This window comes from Bradyrhizobium ottawaense, assembly GCF_002278135.3.
Taxonomy (GTDB): Bacteria; Pseudomonadota; Alphaproteobacteria; order Rhizobiales; family Xanthobacteraceae; genus Bradyrhizobium; species Bradyrhizobium ottawaense.
Genome location: NZ_CP029425.2, coordinates 6,408,716 through 6,432,457, shown reverse-complemented (window position 1 = coordinate 6,432,457; position 23,742 = coordinate 6,408,716). Strand labels below are relative to the sequence as shown.

At 65.6% G+C, this 23,742-nt stretch carries 20 protein-coding genes; 12 read left to right on the top strand and 8 right to left on the bottom strand.

From position 1 onward, the window contains the following. Positions 1-133 precede the first annotated feature (133 nt). Positions 134-940, bottom strand: a complete 807-nt coding sequence (locus tag CIT37_RS30495; protein WP_038972127.1) for a uracil-DNA glycosylase — start codon at positions 938-940, stop codon at positions 134-136. Positions 941-1,186: 246 nt separating this feature from the next. Between CIT37_RS30495 and CIT37_RS30490 the strand changes: the two genes are divergently transcribed. The 3 genes from CIT37_RS30490 to CIT37_RS30480 all read left to right on the top strand — a co-directional run bounded on the left by CIT37_RS30490 (position 1,187) and on the right by CIT37_RS30480 (position 5,944). Then, the gene (locus CIT37_RS30490) at positions 1,187-2,848 is read left to right on the top strand and encodes an electron transfer flavoprotein-ubiquinone oxidoreductase (RefSeq protein ID WP_028141665.1); all 1,662 of its coding nucleotides are present in this window, start codon (positions 1,187-1,189) and stop codon (positions 2,846-2,848) included. A 308-nt stretch (positions 2,849-3,156) separates the two neighbouring features. Continuing rightward, positions 3,157-4,953, top strand: coding sequence for a tetratricopeptide repeat protein (locus tag CIT37_RS30485; RefSeq protein WP_028141664.1), 1,797 nt, complete (start codon positions 3,157-3,159; stop codon positions 4,951-4,953). Positions 4,954-5,059: 106 nt separating this feature from the next. After that, positions 5,060-5,944 carry a 4-(cytidine 5'-diphospho)-2-C-methyl-D-erythritol kinase gene (locus tag CIT37_RS30480; RefSeq protein ID WP_028141663.1) on the top strand — a complete coding sequence of 295 codons (885 nt, stop codon included), beginning with the start codon at positions 5,060-5,062 and terminating at the stop codon, positions 5,942-5,944. Positions 5,945-6,067: 123 nt separating this feature from the next. On the opposite strand, the gene CIT37_RS30475 is transcribed toward CIT37_RS30480, so the two are convergent. The 5 genes from CIT37_RS30475 to CIT37_RS30455 form a co-directional block, all read right to left on the bottom strand. Next, positions 6,068-6,943, bottom strand: coding sequence for an alpha/beta fold hydrolase (locus CIT37_RS30475; RefSeq protein ID WP_049801736.1), 876 nt, complete (start codon positions 6,941-6,943; stop codon positions 6,068-6,070). A 7-nt stretch (positions 6,944-6,950) separates the two neighbouring features. Further along, positions 6,951-7,583 (bottom strand): LysE family translocator, encoded by a 633-nt coding sequence (locus CIT37_RS30470; RefSeq protein ID WP_028141661.1) that lies wholly within the window; start codon positions 7,581-7,583, stop codon positions 6,951-6,953. Between the two features lie 43 nt (positions 7,584-7,626). Next, entirely contained in the window at positions 7,627-8,889 is a 1,263-nt protein-coding gene (gene fabF / locus CIT37_RS30465) for a beta-ketoacyl-ACP synthase II (RefSeq protein ID WP_095426934.1), read from the bottom strand. A gap of 1 nt (position 8,890) precedes the next feature. Further along, positions 8,891-9,406, bottom strand: coding sequence for a winged helix-turn-helix transcriptional regulator (locus CIT37_RS30460; RefSeq protein ID WP_028141659.1), 516 nt, complete (start codon positions 9,404-9,406; stop codon positions 8,891-8,893). A 527-nt stretch (positions 9,407-9,933) separates the two neighbouring features. After that, the gene (locus tag CIT37_RS30455; protein WP_026202916.1) at positions 9,934-10,941 is read right to left on the bottom strand and encodes a polyprenyl synthetase family protein; all 1,008 of its coding nucleotides are present in this window, start codon (positions 10,939-10,941) and stop codon (positions 9,934-9,936) included. Positions 10,942-11,076: 135 nt separating this feature from the next. Here CIT37_RS30455 and CIT37_RS30450 point away from each other — a divergent pair, with 135 nt between their 5' ends. From CIT37_RS30450 to glyS, 6 genes are all read left to right on the top strand, one after another. Further along, complete coding sequence (locus CIT37_RS30450) at positions 11,077-11,304, top strand: putative signal transducing protein (RefSeq protein ID WP_018323354.1); 228 nt, start codon at positions 11,077-11,079, stop codon at positions 11,302-11,304. Next, positions 11,297-12,061 carry a tRNA1(Val) (adenine(37)-N6)-methyltransferase gene (locus CIT37_RS30445; protein WP_095426935.1) on the top strand — a complete coding sequence of 255 codons (765 nt, stop codon included), beginning with the start codon at positions 11,297-11,299 and terminating at the stop codon, positions 12,059-12,061. Before CIT37_RS30450 ends, CIT37_RS30445 begins: the two co-directional genes overlap by 8 nt. 214 nt (positions 12,062-12,275) lie before the next feature. Continuing rightward, complete coding sequence (locus CIT37_RS30440; RefSeq protein ID WP_028141657.1) at positions 12,276-13,184, top strand: S49 family peptidase; 909 nt, start codon at positions 12,276-12,278, stop codon at positions 13,182-13,184. A gap of 105 nt (positions 13,185-13,289) precedes the next feature. After that, positions 13,290-13,481 carry a hypothetical protein gene (locus CIT37_RS30435; protein WP_028141656.1) on the top strand — a complete coding sequence of 64 codons (192 nt, stop codon included), beginning with the start codon at positions 13,290-13,292 and terminating at the stop codon, positions 13,479-13,481. A 234-nt stretch (positions 13,482-13,715) separates the two neighbouring features. Further along, complete coding sequence (locus tag CIT37_RS30430; protein WP_028141655.1) at positions 13,716-14,651, top strand: glycine--tRNA ligase subunit alpha; 936 nt, start codon at positions 13,716-13,718, stop codon at positions 14,649-14,651. Then, entirely contained in the window at positions 14,651-16,750 is a 2,100-nt protein-coding gene (gene glyS, locus CIT37_RS30425; RefSeq protein ID WP_028141654.1) for a glycine--tRNA ligase subunit beta, read from the top strand. Before CIT37_RS30430 ends, glyS begins: the two co-directional genes overlap by 1 nt. A gap of 253 nt (positions 16,751-17,003) precedes the next feature. Here the strand turns inward: glyS and CIT37_RS30420 are convergent, their stop codons facing one another. Further along, positions 17,004-17,357, bottom strand: a complete 354-nt coding sequence (locus tag CIT37_RS30420; protein ID WP_028141653.1) for a DUF1236 domain-containing protein — start codon at positions 17,355-17,357, stop codon at positions 17,004-17,006. 231 nt (positions 17,358-17,588) lie between these two features. On the opposite strand from CIT37_RS30420, the gene CIT37_RS30415 reads away from it, so the two are divergent. The 3 genes from CIT37_RS30415 to CIT37_RS30405 all read left to right on the top strand — a co-directional run bounded on the left by CIT37_RS30415 (position 17,589) and on the right by CIT37_RS30405 (position 22,675). Further along, complete coding sequence (locus CIT37_RS30415; protein WP_080670142.1) at positions 17,589-17,744, top strand: DUF3096 domain-containing protein; 156 nt, start codon at positions 17,589-17,591, stop codon at positions 17,742-17,744. 96 nt (positions 17,745-17,840) lie between these two features. Next, on the top strand, positions 17,841-20,768 hold the full coding sequence (gene ppdK / locus CIT37_RS30410; RefSeq protein ID WP_161966509.1) for a pyruvate, phosphate dikinase: 2,928 nt from the start codon (positions 17,841-17,843) through the stop codon (positions 20,766-20,768). A 452-nt stretch (positions 20,769-21,220) separates the two neighbouring features. Next, positions 21,221-22,675: a cell wall hydrolase gene (locus CIT37_RS30405; protein ID WP_161966508.1), complete on the top strand. Its 1,455-nt coding sequence runs from the start codon at positions 21,221-21,223 to the stop codon at positions 22,673-22,675. A gap of 181 nt (positions 22,676-22,856) precedes the next feature. Here the strand turns inward: CIT37_RS30405 and nadC are convergent, their stop codons facing one another. After that, positions 22,857-23,735 carry a carboxylating nicotinate-nucleotide diphosphorylase gene (gene nadC, locus CIT37_RS30400; protein WP_095426938.1) on the bottom strand — a complete coding sequence of 293 codons (879 nt, stop codon included), beginning with the start codon at positions 23,733-23,735 and terminating at the stop codon, positions 22,857-22,859. Positions 23,736-23,742 lie beyond the last annotated feature (7 nt).

The following is a 23,742-nucleotide window of genomic DNA, read 5'->3' as shown; positions in this document are numbered from 1 at the left end:
GCTGCGCCGCGCCTCTTCGGCGGTGCGCTGCAGAGCCGGGGCCATCCCGCCGCATCGTACTGTGTTGCTTTCTGGGTCCCGGCTCTGCGGAGCGTCACTGCGTGCCGCACCGCGTCCGGGACACGAGAGCTCGCTAGCCCGCCAGCACCTTGGCGATCGCGCGCAGATCCTGCCAGGCCAGCCGCTTGTAGGACGGCGAGCGGAGCAGATAGGCCGGATGGAACGTCGGCAGCGCGCGGATGGTGCGCGCCCCCGTCTCGTAGTCGAACCAGCGCCCGCGGGTGCGCATGATGCCCTCGCGCGTTCCGAGCAGCGTCTGCGTCGAGGGATTGCCGAGCGTCACCAGCACGTCGGGATTCACCAGTTCGATCTGGCGCTGGATGAAGGGCAGGCAGATTTGCGTCTCCTGCGGCGTCGGGGTGCGATTGCCGGGCGGCCGCCACGGAATCACGTTGGCGATGTAGGCCGTGCTGCGGTTGAGGCCGATCGCGCCGATCATGAGATCGAGCAGCTTGCCGCTGCGCCCGACGAAGGGCAGCCCCTCGATGTCCTCGTCGCGACCCGGCGCCTCACCGACGAACATGATGCGCGCCTGCGGATTGCCGTCGGCAAATACCAATCGCGTCGCGGTGTGCTTCAGCGCGCAACCCTCGAAGCCTTGCATCAGCTCGCGTAGCGCGTCCAGCGTCGGCGCGGTGCGCGCAGCCTCGCGCGCCGAGGCAATCGCGATGTCGGGCGCAGGTGCGGCCTCGCCGCGCATCACCGCCGGCGCGGCGACCGGCCGCGGTGCCTCGACCGGAGGCGCCACGCGCGGGGCCGGCGGCGGGGCATCCAATTCCGCCAGGCGGTCGATCGGTTCCTCCGCGAGCGCGCAATCGACGCCGGCCTCCAGATAGAAGGCAAGAAGCTCGCGGACGGTGGGTGCGGGTTCGGGTATCATGGGAAAGTCTGACTATTATAGCATAGCGTTTTCGAGCGAAGTGGGCACCCGGTTCGCGTGAAGAAAACGCGTCAAAAAAGATGGGACTTCCCCGGTTCTGGCCTACCAGAACCGGGGAAGTCCAGTTTAGGGCGCCTTGCACCCCTTTGCACGCCGGCGAAACGCATTTCCGTGGTTGTCCTACCCGGAAAAATCGGAAACAAGAGGGCGCAAATGACCAAGGACCGTCTCAAGGGCTGAGATCAGATGAGCACCGAAGAACTTCCCCCGCGCGAATCCATGGAATTCGACGTCGTCATCGTCGGCGCCGGCCCCTCGGGCCTGTCGGCTGCGATCCGGCTGAAGCAGCTCAACGCCGATCTCAACGTCGTCGTGGTGGAGAAGGGCTCGGAGGTCGGCGCGCACATTCTTTCCGGTGCCGTGATCGATCCGGCCGGGCTCGACAAGCTCGTTCCGGACTGGCGCGAGGATTCCGACTGCCCGCTGAAAACGCAGGTGAAGGACGACCGCTTCTACTGGATGACGGCCGGCGGCGCGATCAAGCTGCCGAACTTCATGATGCCGCCGCTGATGGACAATCATCACTGCTACATCGGCTCGCTCGGCAATGTCTGCCGCTGGCTGGCGCGCAAGGCGGAAGCGCTCGGCGTCGAGATCTATCCGGGCTTCGCCGCGGCCGAGGTGCTCTATGACGACGCCGGCAACGTCAAGGGCATTGCCACCGGCGACATGGGCATCGGCCGGGACGGCAAGCCGAAGGACTCCTTCACCCGTGGCATGGAATTGCTCGGCAAGTACACGCTGTTCGCCGAAGGCGCCCGCGGCAGCCTGACCAAGCAGCTCATCGCCAAGTTCGCGCTCGACTCCAAGAGCGAGCCGGCGAAGTTCGGCATCGGCCTCAAGGAAGTCTGGCAGATCGATCCTGCCAAGCACCAGAAGGGCATGATCCAGCATTCCTTCGGCTGGCCGCTCGACCTGAAGACCGGCGGCGGCTCGTTCCTTTATCACTATGACGACAACCTCGTTGCCGTCGGCTTCGTCGTGCATCTGAACTACGACGATCCGTACCTGTCGCCGTTCGATGAATTCCAGCGCTTCAAGACCCATCCTTCGATCCGCGGCACCTTTGAAGGCGGCAAGCGTCTCGCCTATGGCGCGCGCGCCATTACCGAGGGCGGCTACCAGTCCGTGCCGAGGCTGAGCTTCCCCGGCGGCGCGCTGATCGGCTGCGCGGCCGGCTTCGTCAACGTGCCGCGCATCAAGGGCGTACACAATGCGATGGGCACCGGCATGCTCGCGGCTGAACATGTCGCGGCGGCGCTGGCCGCCGATCGCGCCAATGACGAACTCGTCGAATACGAAAATGCGTGGCGCTCGTCGTCGGTCGGCAAGGATCTGTTCCTGGTCCGCAACGTCAAGCCGCTGTGGTCGAAGTTCGGCACCGTGCTGGGCGTCGCACTCGGCGGCATCGACATGTGGTGCAACACGCTGTTCGGCGCTTCGCTGTTCGGCACCCAGGCGCACGCCAAACCCGATCGCGCCACGCTCGATCCGGCCAAGCAGCACACGCCGAAGAACTACCCGAAGCCGGACGGCAAGATCTCGTTCGACAAGCTGTCCTCGGTGTTCTTGTCCAATACCAATCATGAGGAGGACCAGCCGGTCCATCTCAAGGTCACCGACATGAACCTGCAAAAGACCTCTGAGCACGACGTGTTCGCCGGTCCCTCGAATCGCTATTGCCCGGCCGGCGTCTATGAATGGGTCGAGGAGGGCACGAGCCCGCGCTTCCAGATCAACGCCCAGAACTGCGTCCACTGCAAAACCTGCGACGTGAAGGACCCCAACGGTAACATCACCTGGGTTCCCCCCGAGGGCGGCGGCGGTCCGAACTACGAGGCGATGTAAGGGCCGGCCGAGCAAAAGGACCTGATCACGAGGGTGATCCGGCGCACGTTCGCGTGAGGACACCGCTGCGGCCACCGGTCGCGGCCACGATAAGGCCATACTGACAGCGTCTTGGGACCGCTCTTGGCCGGTCACTTGGCCGATTTAAGGCGTGCGGAGGGGATCGTCCGGCCCGAATCCTTGCGGCGAAGCGCCAAAAGCGGCATTGTCCGCCGGACGGTTCCGGGTCCCGATGCCACCGGCCGCGTTCGCATGCGATACGGCCCTCTGCTGCAAACCCAGGCACTACCAACTCAAGGCGAGCCCTGATGTTTTCAAATCGTTTCAACCGCTGGACTGTTGCTGCCATCGCCCTCATGGGCACAGCGATCGCGACCGTCCCCGGCAGCGTCCTGGCGCAGACGCCGGATCACCCGGAGAACACGGCGGCGCAGTTTCCGACCCGAAACGATCTGAAGTCGCTCACGGGTGCCGGTAGCTATCTCGCCGCCCGCCATGCCAGCGTCGAGCGCGACGCGGCCTCCGCCGCTGCGTTCTACCGCTCGGCCCTGCGCACCGATCCCAAGAACAACGAGCTGCTCGACCGCGCCTTCATCTCGTCGGTCGCCGACGGCGACATCGACGAAGCGGTCAAGCTCGCCGAGCGCGTCCTCACCATCGACAAGACCAACCGCGTCGCGCGTCTCGTCGTCGGCGTGCATGATCTCAAGGTGAAGAAGTACGCAGCCGCGCAGACCAACATCAACCAGTCGATCCGCGGTCCGATCACCGATCTCGTCGCCACGCTGCTGTCGGGTTGGGCCGCCTACGGTGCCGGGGACGCCAAGGGCGGTGTCGCCACCATCGACAAGCTGGCAGGTCCCGAATGGTACCCGCTGTTCAAGGACCTTCACGCCGGCATGATCCTCGAGCTCTCCGGCAAGGAGAAGGACGCCGGTACCCGCTTCGAGCGCGCCTACAAGCTCGACGATTCCATGCTGCGCGTGACCGAGGCCTATGCGCGCTGGCTGTCGCGCAACAAGGATTCCGCCGCCGCGACCACCGTCTATCAGGCCTTCGACAAGAAGCTCGCGCGCCATCCGCTGATCCAGGAAGGCCTGCGCGACACCAAGGCCGGCAAGAAAATGCCGCCGCTGGTCGATTCCGCCCAGGCCGGCGCCGCCGAGGCGCTCTACGGCATCGGCGCCACGCTGACCCGCCGCGGCGGCGAGGACCTGGCGCTGGTCTATCTCCAGCTCTCGCTCTACCTCCAGCCGACCCATCCGCTGGCGCTGCTCTCGCTCGCCGATCTCTACGAGTCCGTGAAGCGGCCGCAGATGGCGATCAAGGTCTATGAGCGCGTGCCGTCGACCTCGCCGCTCAAGCGCAACGCGCAGATCCAGCTTGCCATCGATCTGGATTCCGCCGACCGCACCGACGAGGCGATCAAGATCCTCAAGGGCGTTACATCGGAGGATGCCAAGGACCTCGAAGCGATCATGGCGCTCGGCAACATCGAGCGCGGCCGCAAGAGGTTCGGCGACTGCGGCGCGACCTATTCGCAAGGCGTCGACGTGCTGCCGCCCGGCAACGACAAGGCCAACAGCGTCTGGTACTATTATCGCGGTATCTGCGAGGAGCGCTCCAAGCAGTGGGCCAAGGCCGAGGCCGACATGAAGAAGGCGCTCGAGCTCCAGCCCGACCAGCCGCACGTCCTCAACTATCTCGGCTATTCCTGGATCGACCAGGGCGTGAACCTCGACGAAGGCATGAAGATGATCAAGCGCGCCGTCGAGCAGCGTCCCGACGACGGCTACATCGTCGATTCCCTGGGCTGGGCCTATTACCGCATCGGCAACTACGAAGAAGCGGTGAAGAACCTCGAGCGCGCGATCGACCTCAAGCCCGAGGATCCCACCATCAACGACCATCTCGGCGACGCCTATTGGCGGGTTGGCCGCACGCTGGAAGCCAAATTCCAGTGGTCGCACGCGCGCGATCTCAAGCCCGAGCCGGAAGAGCTGCCGAAGATCGAGGCCAAGATCGCCAATGGCCTCGCCGACGACAATTCGAACTCTTCGGCCGCGCAGGCGGAAAAGAGGAAGGACGACGGCAAGGGCGGCTAGTCTGGCGCATGATCCGGACCCGAAGGGCCGCGCTAGCGAAAAGTGTGTAGCGGTTTTCCGACGAGATCATGCACGACGAAGAACTGAAGTTGGGGGCGTGTCGCCAATGCCGGCGTTGATTGAAGAAGGACGGGCGAAGGTCAATCTCAGCCTTCGCGTCGTCGGCCGTCGTGCCGACGGCTATCATGATCTCGAAAGCGTGGTCGCGTTTGCCGATTGCGCCGACCGGCTTACGCTGGAGCCGGGCGGCGAGCTGAAGCTCGCCACCACCGGACCGCTTGCCGCGGCTTGCGGCGATACCGCGGACAATCTCGTGTTCAAGGCCGCCAAGCTTCTGGCCGACGCGGTGCCGAATCTGAAGCTCGGCGCCTTCGCGCTCGACAAGGTGCTGCCGGTTGCCGCCGGCATCGGTGGCGGCTCGGCCGATGCGGCAGCGGCGCTGCGGCTGTTGGCGCGTCTGAACAATCTGTCGCTCGACGATCCTCGCCTGCAGAAGGTCGCGCTCTCGACCGGCGCCGACGTGCCGGTGTGCCTGTTCTCGCGCGCCTGCGACATGACCGGCGTCGGCGAGCAGCTGCTGCCGCTCGCACTGCCGAGCATGCCCTGCGTGATGGTCAATCCGCGCGTGCCTGTGGCCACCAAGGATGTTTTCCAGCAGCTGGGTCTGCGCAACGGCGAGCTCCTGGTCGGCGCTACCTCGGTCTTCCGAGCTCCGGCCTGGCCGGAGGAGGGTGGGTCGATCGCCGATTGGGTCGACGTTCTCGAAAGCGTTCCCAACGATCTCGAAGCGCCTGCGCTGCGTATCGAACCTGTGATCGGCGACGTGCTGGAGGCCTTGCGCGACTCCGCCGGCGTCAAGCTGGCCCGCATGTCCGGCTCGGGTGCGACGTGCTTTGCGATCTACGGCTCGCCCGCCGATACCCATGCCGCGGCCGAAAAGATCCGGCGCGACCACCCCGGCTGGTGGGTGCATGCGGGGACGTTGAGCTGAGTCTCTCTCCGGGGACGGTGCCGTAGGGTGGGCAAAGGCGCTTTTGCGCCGTGCCCACCATCTTTCCGATACGGAGACGGAAGCGTGGGCACGCTTCGCTTTGCCCACCCTACGGCAGTGCGGCTAACCCGCGCTTTGCTCGGTCAGCTCGAGAAACTTTCGGATCTCGCCCAGCACTTCCTGCGGCTTGTCGTGCTGCAGCCAGTGTCCCGCCCCGGCGATGGTCTCGACGCGCGCTTGCGGGAAATAACGCTCCAGGCCTGCTGCTCTGGCACCGGCGAGAAAACTTTCGCCGGCGTTCAAGAGCAGCGTCGGGCAGGTGATGCGCGACCACAGCGCGATGTGGTCGTCCGGCCAGAGCCGGTGCGGCGCCGAGGCGCGCTGATAGGGATCGAACTTCCAGCTATAGGTACCGTCCTCATTCTGCCGTGCGCCGTGCGTGGCGAGATGCAGCGCGAGGTCGCGGGACAGGCGCCTGTTGTGAAGCACCATCTGCGCCGCTGTGTCCGCCAGGGTCGCATAGCGGCGCGGCGAGCGGTCGTGCAGCTTGTCGAGCTGGACCACCCATTTGCCGATGCGCTCATGCGCCGGCGGCTTTGGCGTGTCCGGCAGCATCGTCACGCCGTCGAGCACGACCAGCTTCGAGACCTGTTCAGGGAATGACCCTGAAAAGATCAGGCTCACCATGCCGCCCATCGAATGGCCGACGAGGGTCACCTGAGACGCTGCGATGGTGCGGATGAGCTGGGCGAGATCGTAGACATATTCGGTCAGTGCGTAGCTGCCGCCCCTGGTCCAGTCGGAATCGCCATGGCCGCGCAGGTCGGGCGCCACCACATGAAAATGCGGCTGCAATGACCGGGCGATGACGTCCCAGCTCCGGCAGTGATCGCGGCCGCCATGGACCAGGATGAGAGGCGGCGCGCCCTCATTGCCCCAATCGGCGTAATGCAGCCGTAGACCATGAGACTCGTAGAAGCGGCTTTGCGGGGCGGGCATCGGGGCGCTATCCATTCGCCGGCCGCCGCACCAGTGCCAGCGACAGGCCGAGGCCTGCAATGAAGACGCCGGAGCCCTGGGTGAGACGCCGCATCAGGTGCGGCCGTCCGATCAGCTGCGTGCGGGTAGCGGAGGCCATCAGCACCACGACGACGTCGGCAAGCGTGTTCAACGCCACCGAGATCGCACCCAGCATAATGAACTGCAGCGTGGGGCTCGGTCCCGCGGGATCGAGGAATTGCGGAATGAAGGCGAGGAAGAACGCGGCGGTCTTCGGGTTCAGCGCCTCGACCAGCACGCCGTCGCGGAATGCGCGCTTGTCACCGGCCGGCTCGCTCTCGAGCGACAGTGCGCGGCCGGCGCTGCGAAAGGTCTTGATGCCGAGCCAGACCAGGTAGAGCGCGCCGACGAATTTGACGGCGGCGAACAATTCGGCGCTGGCGAGGATGATGGCGGAGATGCCGAGGCTGCCCGCGACGACATGAACCAGTCCGCCCAGCGCCGTGCCTGCGGTCGATGCGAAGCCGCTGGCGCGTCCCTCCGACAAGGTCCGTGCCGCGACGTAGAAGATGCCGGGGCCGGGAACGGCGGCAATGAGACAGGCTGCGGCCAGGAACAGCCAGAAATTCGTTTCGATCATCCTGTTTTCGTAGCGCAGCGTGCCGCGATTGCAAGGCTCTCGTTTAGCCCGCGCGGCGGAAGATCACGCTGGCATTGACCCCGCCGAAGCCAAAGCCGTTGGAGATTGCGTGTTGCATCGGCATCGGCCGCGCGGCGCCGGCGACGATGTCGATGCCGTCAGCGCCCGCATCGGGGTTTTCGAGATTGAGCGTCGGCGGCGCGATCTGGTCGCGCAAAGCGAGCACGGTGAAGATCGCCTCGAGGCCGCCGGCGGCGCCGAGCAGATGGCCGGTGGCCGATTTGGTCGCGCTGACGGCGATGCCGCGGTTGCGGCCGAACAGCGCGGCGATGGCGCCAAGCTCGCTCTCGTCGCCGGCGGGCGTCGATGTCGCATGCGCGTTCAGGTGCTGCAGATCGGCGGGCGCGAGGCTCGCCTGCCGAAGCGCGATCTCCATGGCGCGGCGGGCGCCGTCGCCGTCGGGCGGGCCGGACGTCATGTGATAGGCGTCCGCCGTCGTGCCGTATCCGATCACTTCTGCGATCGGCGTGGCGCCGCGCGCGAGCGCATGTTCCAGCTCCTCGATGACGAGAATGCCGGCGCCTTCGCCCATGACAAAGCCGTCGCGGTCCCGATCGAACGGGCGCGAGGCCCGCGCCGGCTCCGCGTTGAAGGAGCTCGACAACGCGCGCGCTGCCGCAAAGCCGCCGAGGCTGACGATGTCGATGCAGGCCTCCGCGCCGCCGCAGATCGCGATGTCGACTTCGCCCGCATGGATCATGCGCGCGGCATCGCCGATCGCCTGGACGCCGGCGGCGCATGCGGTGACCGGTGTGCCGAGCGCGCCCTTGTAGCCGTATTTGATCGAGACGTGGCCGGCGGCGAGATTGGCCAGGAACGAGGGGATCGTGAACGGCGAGAGCCGGCGCACGCCGCGCTGCTCGGTGATGCGCACCGCCTCCGCCATCGCCGGGAAACCGCCGACGCCGGAGGCGATGATCGTCGCGGTGCGCTCCAGCGCGGCAGCATCCTGCGGCGTCCATTTCGCCTGCGCGATCGCCTCGGCGGCCGCGAGCAGCGCGAACAGGATGAAGCGATCCATCTTGCGCTGGTCTTTTGGTGCGGCGGCCTGCGCGGGATCGAAGCCGCCATCGGCATCGTCGGCCTTGTCGGGCACGAGTCCGGCAATGCGCGCCGGCAGCGCCTGCGCCCATTCGGGCAGCGGGCGCAGTCCGCTTTGACCGGCGAGCAGCCGGCGCCATGAGGTTTCGACACCGCAGCCGAGCGGCGACACCGCGCCCATTCCCGTCACGACGATACGACGCATATTACTCTCCAGCCGGCGCGACGGCCGGGTTCATGGCCTTGAGTGAAGCGATCCGCTTGCGCATGCCGCGGCTGGCGCGGGGACCGGCGACGACGACCGTATTGGCGAGCGTGATCGGCTGCATGTCGGTAGCGTCGACCACGACCGGATCGAACGGGCGAGCGTCGCTCCGGTTCGCCAGCAGAATGGATTCACCTTTGGGCGCGAGATGCTTGTTGCCGAAGGCGAGCAGCGTAGCGATCACAGGAAAGAAATCCCGCGCCTTGTCGGTCAGAACGTATTCGTAACGCGGCGGCCGCTCATGATAGCGGCGCCGCACGAACATGCCACTCGCGGTGAGGTGAGCGAGGCGCCGCGACAGGATGTTCGGAGCGATCCCGAGGCTTTGCGAAAATTCGTCGAACTTCGTCGCACCCTGAAACGCATCCCGCAGGATCAGGATGCTCCACCATTCGCCGACCGTCTCGACGGCACGGCCGACCGGGCATTCCAGGATCGAGGGGGATTTGGGTTGCATGGCGGGAAGGTAGGTGAGTGACTTGCAAAATGCAAGTGACTAGGCAACCTCGTGCCCCGGACGCAGCGCAGCGCTTCTTCAGCGGTGCGCTGCAGAGCCGGGGCCCATGTTGCTGATGACTGCGGATGTCCCGTGGGTCCCGGCTCTGCAGCAGCAACGCGAAGGGCGTTGCAGCGCGTCCGGGACACGAGAGTGACTGTGTTGTTGCCCCGAACTCCGTCATTGCGAGCGAAGCGAAGCAATCCAGACCGTCTCCGCGGAGGGATTCTGGATTGCTCCGCCTTCGCCAAGGCTTCGGCGGACAAGTCGCTGCGTTCGCAATGACGATGTGGAGATAGTCCGGACCTATCTCACCGGTGTCGTCCCGGCGAACGCCGGGACCCATAACCACAGGGAGTGGTTTGGCGAAGATCGGATGTTATCGGTACTCGCACCGACACTGTATCGATGGATCACGCGGTATGGGTCCCTGCGTTCGCAGGGACGACACCGGATGTTTCGCTGGCGGTGCGCCGAAACGCAAAAGCCTAGTGCGACCTTGCCAGACAGAACGCCACCACCTGCTCCAGCGCGCTCTTCATCGGCGAGGAGGGGAACAGCGCCAGTGCGTCCACCGCCATGGCGCCGTAGTGCTGGGCGCGGCTGAGCGTGTCCTCGAGCGCGCGGTGCTTGTTCATGAGCCCGATGGCGTGATCGAGGTCGCTATCGCCGATCTCGCCGCGCTCGAGCGCCCGGATCCAGAACGCGCGCTCGGTGTCGTTGCCGCGGCGGAAGGCGAGCACGACGGGCAGGGTGATCTTGCCCTCGCGGAAATCGTCGCCGGTGTTCTTGCCGAGCTTTGCGCTCTTGCCGCCATAGTCGAGCACGTCGTCGACGAGCTGGAAGGCGATGCCGAGATTCATGCCGACCGAGCGGCAGGCGGTCTGCTCGGCCTTGGGGCGGTTGGCGATGACGGGGCCGACCTCGCAGGCCGCCGCGAACAGCTCGGCGGTCTTGCCGCGGATCACGGCGAGATATTCGTCCTCGGTGGTCGCGGTGTTCTTGGCGGCGGCCAGCTGCATCACCTCGCCCTCGGCGATGGTGGCGGCGGCCGCAGAGAGGATGTCGAGCGCGCGGAGCGAGCCGACCTCGACCATCATGCGGAAGGCCTGGCCGAGCAGGAAGTCGCCGACCAGCACGCTCGCCTCGTTGCCCCAGAGCATGCGGGCCGACAGCTTGCCGCGGCGCATCTCGCTCTCGTCGACGACGTCGTCGTGCAGGAGCGTGGCGGTATGCATGAACTCGACGGAGGCGGCGAGCTTGATGTGGCCGTCGCCGGTGTAGCCGGCGAGGTTGGCCATGGCGAGCGTCAGCATCGGCCGCAGCCGCTTGCCGCCGGAGGAGATCAGATGGTTGGCGACCTCCGGGATCATGGTCACGTCCGAACCGGTCCGCGACAGGATCGTGGCGTTGACGCGCTCCATATCAGGGGCGACAAGGGCAACCAGCTCTTCGATCGACGCGCCGGGAGTTTCGAAAGGTACGATGACGGCCACGCCGGTCTCCAATATTTGCCCCGGAGGGGCTATTCTGACGGAAAGACAATAGAAACTGGCGGCGGATGCGGCAAGGCCCGCGGAACCATTGACATTTGCCGCTTTAGCCCCCTCTCAGGCAAGGAAACCTGCGTTTTGCGTGAACTGGTTCGGACCAACGATATGGTGCTGGTGTCGGCGATCGGCGCGCTGCTCGACGGCGCCAACATCCATCATCTGGTGCTGGACCAGAACATGAGCATCATCGAGGGCTCGCTCGGCATTTTGCCGCGGCGGATCCTGGTTCATGAGGACGACGCCCAGGAGGCGCGGGAGCTCCTCACCGAGGCCGGCCTCAGCCACGAACTGCGCGGCGATGAGTGAGGCCGCAGATATCACCGAGGACGCCTTTCTCGGCGGGCAATTGCGCCTGAGACAGAAGCGGAGTGGCCACAGAGCCGGGCACGACGCCATTCTGCTTGCGGCGGCGACGGAGGCCCGCCCCGGGGACCGCGTGGTCGATTTCGGCGCCGGGATCGGCACGGCCGGGCTGGCGCTGGCCCGGCGCGTCGCTGGTATCGGGCTGAGCCTGGTCGAGATCAATCCGGAGCTGGCCGAGCTCGCGCGCGCCAATGCAGCCGCGAATGCGCTTGCCGCCGAGATCATCCTGCTCGATGTCACCGCCGACGCCACGGCCTTTGCGGCAAACGGGCTGCCGCCCGACAGCGTCGACGCGGTGCTGATGAATCCGCCCTTCAACGATCCGGCCCGGCATCGCGGCTCGCCGGATCAGGCGCGTCACACCGCGCATGTGGCGACGGAGGAGACCCTGCATGCCTGGGTGCATGCAGCGCGGCGCATCCTCCGATCGAATGGTGTGCTGACATTGATCTGGCGCGCAGATGGCATCGCCGATGTCCTGGCGGTGCTGTCACGCGGCTTCGGGAGCCTTTCGATCCTGCCGGTTCACGGTGAGGCGGGGCGGCCCGCGATCCGCGTGCTGGTGCGTGCGGTCAAAGGCGGCCGGGCTCCGACGCGATTGCTGCCGGGCCTCATGCTCAACGACGAGTCAGGCGTGTCCAAAAAAGAGGTGACGGAGATTCTGGAGGGGAGAGCGGCCCTGCCGCTGATGGAACCGTGACGGCTTACTGCGGAAGCGATTCCGACTGCTGCTCTTGCGGGGACGTCAAGCGGATCGCCATGAACAGCGCACCGATCAGCAGCATCAGCAGATAGATTTTCATGGTGTTCTCCGCTGCCTCATTGCAGCCTCCCAACGGGAAATCTGCAAAACACGTTCCAGGCACTTCCAATGACAGTCGCGTGATAAGAAATGGTTAATCAGAGGTAACGGCATGGCCGAACAATTGAAAGATCGTGAGAGTTCCGGCCTGGCCGACAAGCTCATGCAATATCTGCCGGCGCGCTTCCGCCCCGGTACCGCGGTCGTACCGGTGGTGCGGCTGTCCGGTGTGATCGGTGCGGTGACGCCGCTGCGCCCGGGCATGACGCTGGCGGGCGTCGCGCGGGTGCTGGAGCGCGCGTTCTCGTATCGGCACGCCAAGGCGGTGGCGCTGGTGATCAACTCGCCCGGCGGCTCGCCGGTGCAGTCGCGCCAGATCTACCTGCGCATCAAGCAGCTCGCGGCGGAGAAGAAGCTGCCGGTGCTCGTGTTCGTCGAGGACGTTGCGGCGTCCGGCGGCTACATGATCGCCTGCGCCGGCGACGAGATCATCTGCGATCCCTCTTCGATCCTCGGCTCGATCGGCGTGGTCGGCGGCAGCTTCGGTTTCCAGGAGGCGATCAAGCGGCTCGGCATCGAGCGGCGCCTTTACACGGCCGGCGCGCACAAGGCGATGCTCGATCCTTTCCTCCCCGAGAACCCCGACGACGTCGCCAAGCTGAAGGCGCTCCAGCGCGAAATCCATCAGATTTTCATTTCCCTGGTGAAGGAGAGCCGCGGCGCGCGCCTCAAGGGCGCGGACGACGCCCTGTTCACGGGCGAATACTGGGCCGGCGAGAGTTCGATCGCGCTGGGGCTCGCCGACAGCATCGGCGATCTCCGCTCAACTCTTCGTGCCCGCTATGGCGAGAAGGTTCTCACCCCCGTGATCGCGCAGCCGACCGGGCTGCTCTCCGGCTTTCTGGGCCGGAAATCGCCCGGCGCGGGGCAGCTTTCGGCCATGGAATCAATGGTCGGCCTGCCGGACGATCTGATCTCGGCGCTTGAGACGCGGGCGATCTGGGCGAAATTCGGGTTCTAGGCGCAGCCCTCCCGCGCCATTTGGCCTCTTGGCCTGCCGATTGCGGCGCAGCCCCGACTGCGCAACAATGTGCGTGGGGGCTGAGCACTCAACGAGGATCGACCGATGCCGCCGTTCGTCGCTTTCGCGGGCGTCCTGGGTGGGCTTGCCGTGGTCCGCTGGGCCTACAAGACTGCTGTCAGGATCAACCGGGAGCTGGAGGAGATGCGCCTCTCGCGCGTCGCCGAGGCCGCCCATATGGGGAACATCCAGACCCTGAAACGTGACCCCGTGACCGGAGCGTATCGGCCGGGTTAGGCGCGCCCCATGTAAGGTGCCCTAGGGTGGGCAAAGGCGCTCTTGCGCCGTGCCCACCATTCCCTTCGGCAATCGTGGCGACGATGGGGGGCACGCTTCGCTTTGCCCACCCTACGGCACCGTCACTCTACGGCGGCCGTTAAGCCCGAATCCGCCCCTTTGCCTTGATTCCCACTCCCGCCGTCGATACGGTCCCGCGCGATTCAAAACCCCCCGCGAGAGCCTGATCTGACGATGGACGCCTCATTGCCCGCCCATATGCGCCCGGAACGCTCGTTCCAGGGCTTCATCCTCGCGCTCCAGCGGTTCTGGGCCGAGCAGGGCTGCGTGATCCTGCAGCCCTACGACATGGAGATGGGCGCGGGTACCTTCCATCCGGCGACCACGTTGCGCGCGCTCGGGCCGAAGCCCTGGAACGCGGCCTATGTGCAGCCCTCGCGCCGGCCCAAGGACGGCCGCTATGGCGAGAACCCGAACCGGATGCAGCACTATTACCAGTTCCAGGTGATCATGAAGCCGTCGCCGCCGAACCTTCAGGAGCTGTACCTGAAGTCGCTGGCCGCGATCGGCATCGATTCCGCCGTGCACGACATCCGCTTCGTCGAGGACGATTGGGAGAGCCCGACGCTGGGCGCCTGGGGCCTCGGCTGGGAGTGCTGGTGCGACGGCATGGAAGTCAGCCAGTTCACTTACTTCCAGCAGGTCGCCGGCTTCGAATGCGCGCCGGTCGCGGGCGAGCTCACCTACGGGCTCGAGCGCCTCGCGATGTATGTGCAGGGCGTCGACCGCGTCTACGACCTGAACTTCAACGGCCGCGACGGCGATGCCAAAGTCACCTATGGCGACGTCTTCCTGCAGGCCGAGCGCGAATATTCGAAGCACAATTTTGAAGTCGCCGACACCGCGATGCTGTTCGAGCAGTTCAAGATGGCGGAGTCAGCCTGCCGGAAATATCTCGACGCCGGCTGGAAGGACGGCAAGCGCGAGGCGCATCTGATGGCGCTGCCCGCCTATGACCAGTGCATCAAGGCCAGTCACGTCTTCAACCTCCTGGACGCGCGCGGCGTGATCTCCGTGACCGAGCGGCAGAGCTACATTCTTCGCGTGCGTGAGCTGGCCAAGGCCTGCGGCGAGGCCTGGATCCATACTGAAGCGGGCGGAGCGGCCTGATGCCCGATCTTTTGCTTGAACTGTTCTCCGAAGAAATCCCCGCGCGCATGCAGGCGAAGGCGGCCGACGATCTGCGCCGCATGGTCACCGACAAGCTCGTCGCCGAAGGCCTGGTTTACGAGGGCGCGAAGGCGTTCGCGACGCCGCGCCGCCTCGCGCTGACCGTGCACGGCATCCCGGCGCGCCAGCCTGACCTCAAGACCGAACGCCGCGGGCCCAAAGTCGGCGCGCCCGACGCGGCTGTGCAGGGCTTCCTGAAGGCGACGGGATTGAAGTCGCTGGATGAAGCAAAAATCCAGCGCGACCCCAAGGGTGATTTCTACATCGGATTGATCGAGAAGCCTGGCCGCGACGCGATCGACGTGCTCGCGGAAATCCTGCCGGTCATCATCCGCACCTTCCCCTGGCCGAAATCGATGCGCTGGGGCGCGCGCTCGGGCAAGCCGGGCTCGCTTAATTGGGTGCGTCCGCTGCACGCGATCACCGCGACCTTCGGGCTCGAGACCGAAGAGCCTGATGTCGTGAAGTTCGAGGTCGACGGCATCGCGACCGGCCAGACCACCTACGGTCATCGCTTCATGGCGCCGGACGCGATTTCCGTGCGCCGTTTTGAAGATTACGAAGCGAAGTTGAAGGCCGCCAAGGTCATCCTCGATCCGCAGGCGCGCAAGGACATCATCTTCGCCGACGCCAAGGAGCTGACCTTCGCACAAGGCTTCGAACTGGTCGAAGATCAGGTGCTGCTGGACGAGGTCTCGGGCCTCGTCGAATGGCCCGTCGTCATGATGGGATCGTTCGAAGCGGAATATCTCGCGATTCCGGACGAGGTGATCCGCGCCACCATCCGCAACAACCAGAAGTGCTTTGTGGTCAAGGATCCCAAGACCGGGAAGCTGACCAACAAGTTCGTCCTCACCGCCAATATCGAGGCGTCCGATGGCGGCAAGGTCATCGTATCAGGCAACGAACGCGTGATCCGTCCCCGCCTGTCGGATGCGAAGTTCTTCTACGAGACAGACCTGAAGACGAAACTCGAAGATCGGCTGCCGAAGTTCGAGCAGATCGTGTTCCACGAGAAGCTCGGCACGCAGGCAGCGCGGATCAAGCGCATCGAGCGGCTCGCAGCCGAGATTGCGGCACTGGTCGGAGCCGATGTCGCGAAGGCGACGCGCGCAGCGCATCTGGCGAAGGCGGATTTGCTCACCGAGGTCGTCGGCGAATTCCCCGAAGTGCAGGGCCTGATGGGCAAGTACTATGCGCTGGCCCAGGGCGAGGACGCGTCCGTCGCCGCCGCCTGCGAGGAGCACTATAAGCCGCAAGGACCGACTGATCGCGTGCCGACCGATCCGGTCAGCGTTGCGGTCGCGCTTGCAGACAAGATCGATACCTTGGTCGGGTTCTGGGCCATCGACGAGAAGCCGACAGGCAGCAAGGACCCCTATGCGCTGCGTCGCGCGGCGCTGGGCGTGATCAGGTTGATCGCCGAGAACGCGCTGCGTCTGTCGCTCATGAAGGTGGCGACATCTGCGCTCACCGGTTTGTCGGTGAAGCCGGCCGATGCGCAGAAGCTGCCGAGCGACCTCCTCGCCTTCTTCGCTGATCGCCTGAAAGTACAGCTCCGTGAGCAGGGCGCGCGGCACGATCTCGTCGATGCCGTGTTTGCGCTCGGCGGCCAGGACGACCTGCTGATGATCGTCCGCCGCGTCGAGGCGCTCGGAAAGTTTCTCGAGAGCGACGACGGTAAGAACCTGCTGGCTGGCATCAAGCGTGCCAGCAATATCCTTGGCATCGAGGAGAAGAAGGACAAGCGCAGCTTCGAAGGCGCGCCCGACGTTGCGCTTTACAGCCTGGCCGAGGAAAAGGCGCTGGCAAAGGCGATAGGCGAAGTGCAGGCGGAAGCCAGCGCCGCCGTCGTCAGGGAAGACTTCGCGGCCGCGATGAGCGCGATGGCCAAGTTGCGTCCGCCGGTCGATGCGTTCTTCGACAAGGTCCGCGTCAACGACGACGATGCGAAGGTGCGCGAGAACCGCCTCAAGCTGCTGAACGAGATCCGCAGCGCCACGCGTGCGGTGGCGGATTTCTCGAAGATCCAGGATTGAGGTCGCGCTCGCGGGGCAAATACCGCTGTCATTCCGGGGCGTGCGAAGCACGAGCCCGGAATCCATAACCACCATCGTGAGTATGGATTCCGGGCTCGCGCCAAGTGGCGCGCCCCGGAATGACAGCGCAAAAAGCCCCGCCCGGCGGGGGGAAGACCGGGCGGGGCCTGATGTCCGATTACACTGCTCGCGCCAGCCTGATTGAAGTGACGCGCCGGACATCTAGTCGATCAGTGCCAACAGTCGATCCGTGCTAGTCCAGCACCTCGACGATGCGGCGCGAGCGCGGCTCGACCAAAACGGTTTCGCCGTTCACGACGGTGTAGCGGTAGGTGGTGGCGCCGAAGCGTTGCGGCACGTCATAATAGGTGACGCCTGCCTCGGGTAATGTCGTGCCGACGATGATGCGATCGGGAATGCTGAAGGCGGGCACACGCTGCTCGACGACGTACTCGCGGAAGGCCGGCCGCTGTTCGACTGCGATGGTTGGGCCGCTGTCGACCACGGCGGGCGCGCGTCCGACGGTGACACCGCTTTGCGCCTGCGCCGCAAGGGGCGAGCCGATCGCGGCCGCGAGCGCTACAAGAGCGAGAATCCTGTTCCGCATGGACAACTCCTTCGACGTGAATTTTATTTTCGGACGCGCCAATGGCGCGACCGGTTGGCCAATGCATGCACCCTTCGCAATGTTCCAGGAAAAGGCCCGCCGCATTCGCGGCAATTTCAGGCAGTTTTCGTGGGTGCCGGAACTCGCATCACGTCTTGCGCGTCTCTACTCGCGGAACCGGGAGGCCTATAATCCGCCCGCGATTCGCCCCCCTCCACAGAAAGAAAATTCATGCACATCACCGTCGCCCACATTTCGCCGATCCTGTCGTTGATTGCGGGCGTGCTCATCCTGATCATGCCGCGACTTCTCAACCTGATCGTCGCGATCTTCCTTATTGTGAACGGTGCGATCGGGCTTGGGCTCCTGAAATGGCTCCGCCTCTAGGGGTTCATTTTCCGGAACTGTCCGACTTGCGCGGGCCCGCCCAAAATGGTGTAAGGCCCGCGAATTCCCATTCCTCTCGCAGGTTGTGTGCAAGCTATGGCCAAAGCCGCCTCGAAGCCCAATAAAACTCCAGCGAAATCAAAGTCTTCCGCCAAGGCGAAAGCCGCGCCGGCAGCCCGCAAGACGCTTGCCAAGAGCGCGCCCAAGCCGGTCGCCAAAACTGCCGCAAAGGCTGCTTCCAAGCCGGCTGCGAAGGCTGTGACCAAGGCGGCTCTGCCGAAGGTCGCTGCGAAGCCTGCGCCGAAGAAGGCTGTATCAGCCAAGGCCGCGCCGGCCGCGGGCAAGGCCGGCAAATGGGTCTACACGTTCGGTGACGGCAAGGCCGAGGGCCGCACGGAGATGCGCGACCTGCTCGGCGGCAAGGGCGCGAACCTTGCCGAGATGGCCAATCTCGGGCTGCCGGTGCCTCCGGGCTTCACCCTCCCGACCTCGGTCTGCACCTATTTCTACGCCCACGACAAATCCTATCCGAAGGAGTTGCAGTCGCAGGTTGAGAAGGCGCTCGACTATGTCGGCAAGTTGACCGGCAAGATCTTCGGCGATGCCAAGAACCCGCTGCTCGTCTCCGTGCGCTCCGGCGCGCGCGCCTCGATGCCGGGCATGATGGACACCGTGCTCAACCTCGGCCTCAACGATCAGACCGTGGAAGCGCTGTCGGAATTGTCGGGTGACCGCCGCTTCGCCTACGACAGCTATCGCCGCTTCATCACCATGTATTCGGACGTGGTGCTCGGCTTCGAGCATCATCACTTCGAGGAAATCCTCGACACCTTCAAGGACGGCCAGGGCTATACCCTCGACACCGACCTCACCGCCGAGGACTGGGTCGAACTGGTCGGCAAGTACAAGGACGCCGTCGCGCGCGAGACCGGCAAGGACTTCCCGCAGGACCCGCACGACCAGCTCTGGGGCGCGATCGGCGCGGTGTTCTCATCCTGGATGAATGCGCGCGCGGTGACCTACCGCAAGCTGCACGACATTCCGGAATCCTGGGGCACCGCGGTCAACGTGCAGGCCATGGTGTTCGGCAACATGGGCGAGACGTCGGCGACCGGCGTTGCCTTCACCCGCAACCCCTCGACCGGCGAGAGCAAGCTCTACGGCGAGTTCCTGATCAACGCGCAAGGCGAGGACGTGGTGGCGGGCATCCGCACGCCGCAGGACATCACCGAGGAGGCGCGCCAGGAATCGGGCTCCGACAAGGCGTCGATGGAAGCGGCGATGCCGGAGGCCTTCAAGGAGCTGACGCGGATCTACACGCAGCTCGAGAAGCACTACCGCGACATGCAGGACATGGAGTTCACCGTCGAGCGCGGCAAGCTGTGGATGCTGCAGACCCGCGGCGGCAAGCGCACCGCCAAGGCGGCGCTGCGCATCGCGGTCGAGCTCGCCAATGAAGGCCTGATCTCGAAGAAGGAAGCGGTGACGCGGATCGATCCGGCTTCGCTCGATCAGCTGCTGCATCCGACCATCGATCCCAACGCCAAGCGCGACGTGATTGCGACCGGCCTGCCGGCATCCCCGGGTGCTGCCTCCGGCGAGATCGTGTTCTCCTCGGACGAGGCCGCCAAGCTTCAGGCCGACGGGCGCAAGGTCATTCTGGTCCGCATCGAGACCAGCCCGGAAGACATCCACGGCATGCACGCCGCCGAAGGCATTTTGACCACGCGCGGCGGCATGACCTCGCACGCGGCGGTGGTCGCGCGCGGCATGGGCAAGCCCTGCGTCTCCGGCTGCGGCACCATCCGTGTCGATTACGGCCGCGGCACCATGAGCATCGGTTCGCGCACCTTCAAGACCGGCGACGTCATCACCATCGACGGCTCGCTCGGCCAGGTGCTCGCCGGCCGCATGCCGATGATCGAGCCGGAGCTGTCCGGCGAGTTCGGCACGCTGATGGCCTGGGCCGACCAGGTCCGCAAGATCGGCGTCCGCGTCAACGGCGACACGCCCGACGACGCGCGCACCGCGATCAAGTTCGGCGCCGAAGGCATCGGCCTGTGCCGCACCGAGCACATGTTCTTCGAAGAGACCCGCATCCGCACGGTTCGCGAGATGATCCTCTCCGAGGACGAGCAGTCCCGCCGCGCGGCGCTCGCAAAACTGCTGCCGATGCAGCGCGCCGACTTCGTCGAGCTGTTCGAGATCATGAAGGGCCTGCCCGTCACGATCCGTCTGCTCGACCCGCCGCTGCACGAGTTCCTGCCGCATACCCACGCCGAGGTCGAGGAAGTGGCACGCGCCATGAATACCGACCCGCGGCGCCTGGCTGACCGCGCGCGCGAGCTCTCGGAGTTCAATCCGATGCTCGGCTTCCGCGGCTGCCGCATCGCGATCGCCTATCCGGAGATCGCCGAGATGCAGGCGCGTGCGATCTTCGAGGCGGCGGTCGAAGCCGAGAAGCGCACCGGCAAGGCCGTCGGCCTCGAGGTGATGGTGCCGCTGATCGCGACCAAGATGGAGCTCGACCTCGTCAAGGCGCGGATCGATGCGACCGCGCAGGCGGTGATGCGCGACACCAACACCAAGCTGACCTATCAGGTCGGCACCATGATCGAGCTGCCGCGCGCCTGTCTGCTCGCGGCCGAGATCGCAGAGTCGGCGGAGTTCTTCTCGTTCGGCACCAACGACCTCACGCAGACCACCTACGGCATCAGCCGCGACGACGCGGCGAGCTTCCTCGGTCCCTACGTGGCGAAGGGCATCCTGTCGGTCGATCCCTTCGTCGCGCTGGACCAGGAAGGCGTTGGCGAGCTCGTCAAGATCGGCGTCGCGCGCGGCCGCAAGACCCGCCCGAAGCTCAAGGTCGGCATCTGCGGCGAGCACGGCGGCGATCCCGCTTCCGTCGCCTTCTGCCACAACATCGGCCTCGACTACGTCTCCTGCTCGCCCTACCGCGTGCCGATCGCCCGTCTCGCAGCGGCGCAAGCCGCACTCGGCAAGGCGATCGCCAGCCAGGCGTAAGCAGAACTAGAATGCTGGATGAAAGAGGCGGGGCCAAAACCCCGCCTCTTTTCGTTTTCTCGATGCTCTCGCCAACCCATCATTGCGAGCGCAGCGAAGCAATCCAGAATCTCTCCACGGCGGCAGCCCGGATTGCTTCGTCGCAACAGCTCCTCCAATGACGAGGCGGAAGTTCGGACAACAAGGAACCACACACGCGTCCCGTAATGATACGCGCCAGCAAGAGTTCCTTCACCATTCGCGTTGACCGGTTGTTTACCGCTTCGCGTGAGGACGGGTTTACCACCGTGCGCGATCACCCCGTGAAAACACCTGCAATCGCTTGAGTGTGCCGCACGCGCAACGCCGATTAACGCCCCGGCAACCTAAATTGGATACTTACGATAAAGATCGAATTGCACGGATGTACTGCGTTTCGATTTTTCTGGCGTAAGCGTAGCGTGAGCGTATCGATGTCTGTGTTGCGTAACCATCCGAAGGGCGCGCGGTTCGCGTCCTTCGGCATCGGTCTCTGCATCTTCGCATTGATGCCGAGAGAGACCGGCTATCAGGATATTGCCTCTCTGCTGGCGCGCCAACCCGGCGTCGCCGAGCGTTGGCAGAAGCAGGTGTTCTCCGCGGCGTCCTCGATCCAGCTCGCCACCTACAGTTTTTCCCGCCCCATCGGCACCTCGGTTCCGCAAAGCGCGATGGTTCGCCTGGCGAGCCTCGATGGCCGCGACGTCACCGGCGCGATCAGCCGCAGTCCGGCGCTGCAGGCTGCGCCGCGCTACCAGGCTTCCGACTTTCCCAAGGTCGATCGCTCCATGAAGGGTGATCGCCTCGCGACCGTTGCGCCGACCGAGGCTCCCGAGGCGGCCGCGCCCGCTGCGGCACCGCCGCAGCAGGATCCCGCGACGTCGAACAGCTCGGTGTTCGGCGCCAAGACCGCGGCGCTGCCGCAGGCGATGTCGCCGGAATCCGCGGCCGCCCTCGATCCCGAACTCCAGGAAGCGCTCCGCGCGCCGCCGCTGCCGCAATATTCCAATCCACCGCGGGCCAGCGACGCCGCGCGCGCGTTCGCGGTGCAGCCGCTCGAGGCGCTTAAGCGGACCACTGCGCCGACGACGCCGGTGCGGGATCCCTTCAGCGTCAAGACCTCCAACCTGTTCTTCGGCAGTTCCTCGCTCGGCGGCAATCTCGAAAGCATCGAGAGCTGGCAGCCCGGCGCCGAGCCGCTGATCGTGATGCCCGATCCCGACATGAAGGTGACGGCCTCGCTATCGCCGCCGACGGTGGACATCGCCAAGGATATCGAGAGCGGCGAGAGCGTCGCGCCGAAGGGTGAGGTCAACGCCGACAACCAGCGCGCCAGATCGCCGGCGGAGCGTCTCGCGCTTGACGACAAGTCGCGCGCGAAGTCCGAGAAGTGCCTTGCGGAAGCCGTCTATTTCGAGTCGCGCGGCGAGGCCGTTCGCGGCCAGATGGCTGTGGCGCAGGTGGTGATGAACCGCGTGTTCTCGGGCAAATATCCCGACACCGTGTGCGGAGCGGTCTATCAGAACAAGCACCGCCATCTCGCCTGCCAGTTCACCTTCGCCTGCGACAACAACGCCGACGTGATCCGCGAGCCCGAGATGTGGGAGCGCGCCAAGAAGATCGCGAAGGCGATGCTCGACGGCCAGATCTGGTTGCCCGAGGTGGGCAAGTCCACGCATTATCACGCCTACTGGGTGCGCCCGTCCTGGGTCGCCGAGATGAAGAAGATGTACAAGACCGGCGTGCACACCTTCTATCGCCCGCGCGCCTGGGGCGACGGAAGCGAGGAACCGAGTTGGGGCACCCCGGCCCAGACCGCCGCGCTGTCAGCCGAGCTCGCGCAGGAAGCCAAGAGCTCTGCCGAGATGGGCGTGAGCGAGCGGCGCTGAGGCAATCAATCGTTGCCGCAGTGAAGGTATGCTCCCTCTCCCGCTTGCGGGGGAGGGCTGGGGAGGGGGTGTTTCCGCAGGCGAGACCCCCCGTGTGGAGAGAGCCCCCACCCGGCGCTTCGCGCCGACCTCCCCCGCAAGCGGGAGAGGTGCAGCCAGCCCTGGGCTCAGAGCGGTGATCTCACATCTCAATATCCAGCGCGCAATCAAAGTTCGGCGCCGAATGCGTCAGCGCGCCCGCCGAAGCGTAGTCGACGCCGGTTGCCGCGATGGCCGCGATCGAGTCCAGCGTGACGCCGCCGGACGCCTCCAGCTGGAGACGACCCTCGTTGATCCGCACGGCCTCGCGCAATGTCGCAAGGTCCATGTTGTCGAGCAGCACGGCGTCGGCAAGTCCGGTATCGAGCACCTCGCGCAACTGCGCCAGCGTATCGACCTCGATCTCGATCTTGACGAGATGGCCGGCATGGGCGCGGGCGCGCTCCAGCACCGCACAGATGCCGCCGGCGACCGCGATGTGGTTGTCCTTGATCAGGATCGCATCGTCGAGGCCGAAGCGGTGATTGAAGCCGCCGCCGCAGCGCACGGCGTATTTCTCCAGTGCGCGCAGCCCCGGCGTGGTCTTGCGCGTGCAGCAGATGCGCATCTTCGTGCCTTCGGTGCGGGCGACATAGTCGGCCGTGAGCGTCGCGACGCCCGACAGGCGGCCGACGAAATTCAGCGCCGTCCGCTCCGCTGTGAGAATGGCGCGCGCAGGCCCCGAGATCGTCAGCACCTGCTGTCCGCGGACAACGCGTGCGGCATCACGGACATGCGCGCGTACGTCGATGTCGGAGGAGAGTTGTTGCAATGTCGCGAGTGCCAGCGGCAATCCGGCGATCACGCCGGACTGGCGCGCCACCAGAATGGCTTGCGCCTTGGTCGCTTCCGGGATTGTCGCCAGCGAGGTGATGTCGCCGGCGCGGCCGAGGTCCTCGTCGAGCGCGCGCTGCACGGCTTCGCCGATCGCAAGCGGCGAGAGGAAGGCGTCGGGATAGAGCAGGGAGGTGGTGGTAATCATGGACAAC